The organism is Micromonospora sp. NBS 11-29 (assembly GCF_002140155.1).
GTDB lineage: Bacteria > Actinomycetota > Actinomycetes > Mycobacteriales > Micromonosporaceae > Micromonospora.
Genome location: NZ_NAPR01000002.1, coordinates 1 through 5,509, shown reverse-complemented (window position 1 = coordinate 5,509; position 5,509 = coordinate 1). Strand labels below are relative to the sequence as shown.

Sequence of the window (5,509 nt, the reverse complement as noted above, 5' to 3'; positions counted from 1 at the left end):
GGCGGGCGACCCCGGCGGCGTACCCGACGATCAGCCCGCCGAGCGGCGAGCAGGCCGTCAGCTCGGCGTCGCCGCCACCGGCCACCGGGCCGTTCGACGGCACCCCGGCCGCCGACTTCCCGGCGGGTACGGCCGGGATCGCGCTGCCCCGGGCCAAGCGGACCGGCCCGTTCACCGAGAAGCAGGTGACCGACACACTGGCCCGGGTCCGCAAGGCCCTGCTGACCGCGCGACTGGACCGCGCGTTCTTCGCCGCGAAGAGCCCGGAGCGGCTGGTCCGCCAGTTCGCCCCGGACGCCCGGGCCGGCCTGCGCGACGACTTTCCCCACGGCGAGGCGAGCTCCTACGCCACCCGGCTCGCCCCCGGCGCCCGGCTCACCGCCGACCAGCCCCGGGTCAAGGGCCGGATCAGCTACCGGGCGACGAAGGACCGGGACGGCATCCGCATCCTGGAGGTGACCACGAACTTCGTCTGGGCGTACGCCTTCCCCACCGCGAGCACCACGCCGGGCGACGGCGTCGTGGTGGTCCACGACACGGTGGTGTGGAGCACGCCGCACCCGGCCGACGTGACCGCCGGCTCCGTCGGGCTGTGGATCGAGAAGGCCGATTCCTACGCCTCGAACATCGACTGCGCCGCGCTGGAGAAGGGGCTGCTCGCGCTCGGCAAGCCCTCGTTCGGCGGCCCCGCCGATCCGGACCCGGACGCGGTCTTCGACCCGGACAAGACCGTCGACCTGCCGGACACCTGCTGACCCGCCCTCCACGAACGACAGGAGCCACCGATGAGCGACGCCAGGCCCGCACCACCGCACCGCGCCCGGGTCGACCTGCCGGACTGGATGCGCAACCCGGAACCGCCCCGCCGTACCCTCGGCCGCCGCCTGTCCGACCTCGTCGACCGCGTCCCGCCGCTGGCGGCGACGCGCCGCCGGATCTGGGCCTGGCAGGGCCGGACCCGGTTTAGCGAGCGACACCCGGCGGCCGCCGCGATCGGGTCGTTCGTGTTCGTCGCCGTGACCGCGACCCTGCTCGTCGTCGGCACGCTCTACCTCGCGTGGGCGATCACACACCAGCGGATCTGACCCGGCACGGCGACGGGGCGGCACGACCGGCGTCCGGGTGCGATGATCACGCGTCGCCCGCCCCCGCATCCCCTGGAACGCCTCATGACCGAACCCCGGACCACCCCGCCGGACCCGTACGCCGTCGCCGCCCGGGGCGACGAGATCCGGTTGCCGAGCTGGATGACCGGCGCGGACGCGGACGCGCCGCTGACCCGGGCCGAACGCTTCCGCATGGTCTGGTCCCGGCAGCGCGGCACGCGCCACGTCGCGCTGGTGGTGGTGCTGGCGCTGGCGCTTGTCGGCGGCACGGTCGTCCTCGGCCGGGTCGTCGTCGACCGGGTCCGCGCCGGCACCGCGGCTCCGTCGGTCTCCCCCACCCCGTCGCCGGTCCCGCTCAGCCGGGTGGGCGAGCCGCGCGACCTCTTCGCGGGCACCCTGGGCGCGGACTTCGCGGTCGGCGAGGCCGGCGTCGTCGCGCCGCCGGCCACGGCGCGACCGCCGTTCACCGCCCGCGAGGTGGCTGCCGCGCTGGCCAAGGTCCGGCCCGCGCTGATCCAGGCCCGGCTCGACCTCTCCATGATCCTCGGCGACACGGAGCCGTTCCTGGCGTTGCTGGCGCCCGCCGCCCGCGCACAACTACGGGCCGACTTCGACAGCCCGTCCTTCCTGAACTACGCCACCCGGATCGGCTCGCAGGACCGCGCGGACGAGATCCGGGTCCGCGGCGAGATGCGCTACCGGACCGTCACCGGCGAGGACGGCACACCGGTCCTGCGGATCACCACCGAGCACACCTGGATGTACGCCTTCGACGTGCCCCGGACGACCCCCGGCCGGGCCGGGATCGCCACCATCCGCGACCGGGTCGTCTGGGACGTCCCCCGGTCGACGGGGCTGCCCGCGGCGCAACGCGGCCTCTGGCTCGTCTCGGCGCAGGCGAGCACGAACAACGTCGACTGCGCCCGCCTGGGCGAAGGCTTCTTCGTGGTGGAGCCGTGGATGGGCGGGCCCGGTTCGTTCCAGCCCTGCTGACCGTCGTCAGCGGACCGCGCCGACCACCGCCCAGGCACCCGAGCGCAGCCGCAGCAGCAGCGCGACCAGCCGCAGCACCACGAACAGCGTCAGCCCGGCCCAGATCCCGCCCAGCCCGAGGTCGAGCCCGTAGGCCAGCCAGATCGCCGGCAGGAACCCGCCCAGCGCCGCCACGATGGTGAGGTTGCGCAGGTAGCGCACGTCGCCGGCGCCGATCAGCACCCCGTCGAGGGCGAACACCACCCCGCCGATCGGCTGGAGCGCCACGAACCAGGGCCAGGCCACCATCGCCTGCTCGCGTACCTGCGGATCGGAGCTGAACCACGACGGCACCAGGCCGGCGCCGGCGGCGATCAGCACCGCGAAGGCCACCCCGCACAGCCCGCCGAGCAGGGCGACGCGGCGGGCCAGGAACCGCGCGCCGGCCGCGTCGCCGGCGCCGAGCGCGGCCCCGACCAGCGACTGCGCGGCGATCGCCAGGGCGTCGAGCACCAGCGCGGTGAAGAACCAGAGCTGTACGGCGATCTGGTGCGCGCCCACCGCCGCGGCGCCGAAGCGGGCCGCGACCGCCGTCGCCGACAGGAAGCTGGCCTGGAACGCGACCCCCCGGATCAGCAGGTCGCGGCTGAGCGCGAGCTGCTGGCCGATGGTGCGGGGCCGGGGCCGCAGGGAGACCCGCTCGCGCACCAGCGCCGACGCGAACAGGACGCCGGAGAGCGTCTGCGCCACCGCGTTCGCCACCGCCGAGCCGACCAGACCGAGCCCGGCCGGGTAGACCAGCAGCGGGCAGAGCAACGCGGAGAGCACGTTGGGGCCGAGGACGAACAGCAACGGCCGACGGGTGTCCTGGACCCCCCGCAGCCAGCCGTTGCCGGCGGCGGCGAGCAGCAGGCCGGGGGCGCCGAGCGCCGCGATCCGCAGCCAACCGGCGGCGGCGTCGGCCACCTCGCCGGGACCACCGACGAGGGTACGCGCCAGCGGGCCCCCACCGATCCCGATGGCGACCGCCACCAGCAGGCCGGCGGTCAACGCGAGCCAGGACGCCTGCACGCCCTCGGCCACCGCCGCGGCCCGGTCCCCCGCCCCGAAGCGGCGGGCCGAGCGCCCCGTGGTGCCGTACGCGACGACGGTGCCGATCCACGCGGTCAACGTCATGACCGTGCCGCCGACGGCGAGCGCGGCGAGCGGCACCCGGCCCAGGTGACCGACCACCGCGGTGTCGACGAGGACGTAGAGCGGCTCGGCGGCCAGCACCACCAAGGCGGGCAGCGCGAGGGCGGCGATCCGCCGTGGTGAGGCGGCGGGAGCGGGGGCGACGGTCGTGCTCATCGCCGACGATCCTCACATGCCCCCGTAAGGAACACAACCCCGCCCACCACTTACCGCCGGAAGGAAGGGCACCTTGTTAACGCATTCGGTAGAGGAGGGGGCCCCTATTAACCAACCTGCTGCTTGCGGTAGCGGCCGGGAGGGCGGTGGTGGTGGCGTGAGCCTGGCCCCGGCGTCGGGCAGTTCTCGGGGCGGCCGGGAAGGTGTACCCGCCGCCCCATCGACCAGGCTGGTCGCGTCGAGTGGCGGCGGCGTCATCGTCCGAGGTGCGGCGGGCCGGCTTCCCCCGACAGCCCGACCGGCCCGGCCAGGGCAGGGCAGGTGGAACGGCAAACCGGATCCACGGGCCGGGCCAGGGGGACGACACCGATGTGCGGTCGGCTCAACGGCCCACGCAACCATGTGCGGACGGCAACGGCCCGGGCCAGGGTGAACGGCACCCGTGTACGGCCGGCATGAACGCCCCGGATCAAGGGAAACGGCGACCATGTGCAGCCTGACCAACGGCCAGGTCAGGGAAACGGCGATCAGGCGCGGCGGATCCGCGGGCCAGCGACGGCGACGCGGCGCGGAATGGCCGGCCGGCCAGGGCAGGTAAGAGGCCTGGATAAAAACGCCAGCGAGCAGGCGCGTGGAGGCTCGGGTGGGCCATGGGACGAGCGGGCGCGGCTGGATCCCGCCGGCCTGGCGTCGGCCTGGCGGCAGGCCGGCGCTGGAGTTGGCGACCGGTGCGATCTCGGGACCGGGGCGGCGGTGACGTCGGCGGCGGGCTGGTCGTGTGTAGGCCCGGCCCGGCCGGCGTCACCGCCGGGCGGTCAGTGTCACTGACGGGTGTCCATCGAGGTCTGCAGTGCACGGCGCATCTGCTCGCGCGCCTCGTCGGTGGTGGTGGTCTCGGTCTGCGGCTTGCGCTTGCTCGGCATGAGAGAAGTCCTTCCAGGGTGCGGACCACCGAGGCACGGCGGCCCTACGGGCGCCCGGCGCTCCGGGTCGACGCGACGACCGTCGCGCCGCGACCGGGAGTCGTCGGCCTGCTGACCGCCGGCAGCGGTCCGGGATCACCGGAGCGGCTCGCCTGGCGGCATGAGCCCGGGTCGGTCTGACCCTGGAGGGAGGCGACGCCGGGTGTGGCACCACCGCCCGTGACCAGCGCCGCGAAAGCGCCAGCCTCCCACCCAAATTAACGTTCACTTTCCAGATGCTGCCCACTGTTCCCGCGATGCGGACAGGACATGACGGCGCCTCGCAGGCAATGGTGCCGCGTCTCAGCGAGGTGTCAGCGGTCCGTCAGCGGGCCAGGAAGTGCCAACCCAGCCACCACCAGAAGCCGAACAGGCCGATCCGGCCGACCGGCACGGGGCCCACCTCGTACCGCATGACGAAGGCGCAGACTTCGGCCAGGGACGGGACCCGCGAACCCTCCCGACGAGCGGCCCACTCGATGGCCGCGAACAGCAGCAGCGCGGCCAGGAAGCCGCCGATCGCCAGCAACCGCATCATCGACGGACCAGTCCCCAGAACGCGGCCAGCCAAGCGAACCAGGCCGCCGAACGGACCAGGTGATCTTCGAGCAGCGGATCGGCCAGTCGGGAGAACGTGGGGAACTCGTCGCCCACGGACAGCACGAAGGTCGCCCCCTCCAAGACGCCGAAGACGGTGGCCGGCAGCAACCACCACAACGCGGCCGACGGCAGCCGGCGCGGTGCCGGACGCCGGGGCACGCGGTTGCTCAGACCCACCCAGATCAATCCCCCGCCGGTGCCGAGGATGTAGAGGTTCGCCGCGGTCGAGAAGGACGGCAGCTGACCACCGACCAGGGAGAGGCAGATCAGCACCGGTACGGAGACGATCGGCCGGTCCCAGACCCGGGGCGCCTCGACGACGGTGAGCTCACGGGGGTGATCCATCATCCGATTGTCCCCAGCCTCACGCGCGGCGGAAAGACCGGCACGCTTCGTGATTGCCTCGAAAGGCACTTCCGGCCGGCACCCCTGTCGGGGTGCCGGCCGGCGCTCGTCTCACTTGGTCCAGTGTTGGGTGACGAGGTCGGTGGCCTGCTTCTCCCACTGCGCGTACGCATC

Annotated in this window: 6 protein-coding genes; 3 read left to right on the top strand and 3 right to left on the bottom strand. The window is 74.0% G+C overall.

Annotation, left to right across the window (positions count from 1 at the left end; all coding sequences use genetic code 11):
• The 3 genes from B1205_RS00055 to B1205_RS00045 all read left to right on the top strand — a co-directional run.
• Positions 1–755 (top strand): hypothetical protein (locus B1205_RS00055; RefSeq protein ID WP_254909589.1); only part of this gene is annotated, 755 nt, incomplete at its 5' end.
• A 30-nt stretch (positions 756–785) separates the two neighbouring features.
• Positions 786–1,085, top strand: coding sequence for a hypothetical protein (locus B1205_RS00050; RefSeq protein ID WP_089153741.1), 300 nt, complete (start codon positions 786–788; stop codon positions 1,083–1,085).
• Between the two features lie 84 nt (positions 1,086–1,169).
• A complete protein-coding gene (locus B1205_RS00045; RefSeq protein ID WP_254909588.1) occupies positions 1,170–2,099 on the top strand; it encodes a hypothetical protein in 930 nt (309 codons plus the stop codon).
• A 6-nt stretch (positions 2,100–2,105) separates the two neighbouring features.
• On the opposite strand, the gene B1205_RS00040 is transcribed toward B1205_RS00045, so the two are convergent.
• The 3 genes from B1205_RS00040 to B1205_RS00030 form a co-directional block, all read right to left on the bottom strand.
• Positions 2,106–3,428 (bottom strand): MATE family efflux transporter, encoded by a 1,323-nt coding sequence (locus B1205_RS00040; RefSeq protein WP_089153739.1) that lies wholly within the window; start codon positions 3,426–3,428, stop codon positions 2,106–2,108.
• Between the two features lie 1,287 nt (positions 3,429–4,715).
• Positions 4,716–4,925 (bottom strand): DUF6186 family protein, encoded by a 210-nt coding sequence (locus B1205_RS00035; RefSeq protein ID WP_176308371.1) that lies wholly within the window; start codon positions 4,923–4,925, stop codon positions 4,716–4,718.
• Positions 4,925–5,335 carry a hypothetical protein gene (locus B1205_RS00030; protein WP_089153920.1) on the bottom strand — a complete coding sequence of 137 codons (411 nt, stop codon included), beginning with the start codon at positions 5,333–5,335 and terminating at the stop codon, positions 4,925–4,927. The genes B1205_RS00035 and B1205_RS00030 overlap by 1 nt, the downstream gene beginning before the upstream one ends.
• Between the last annotated feature and the right edge of the window lie 174 nt (positions 5,336–5,509).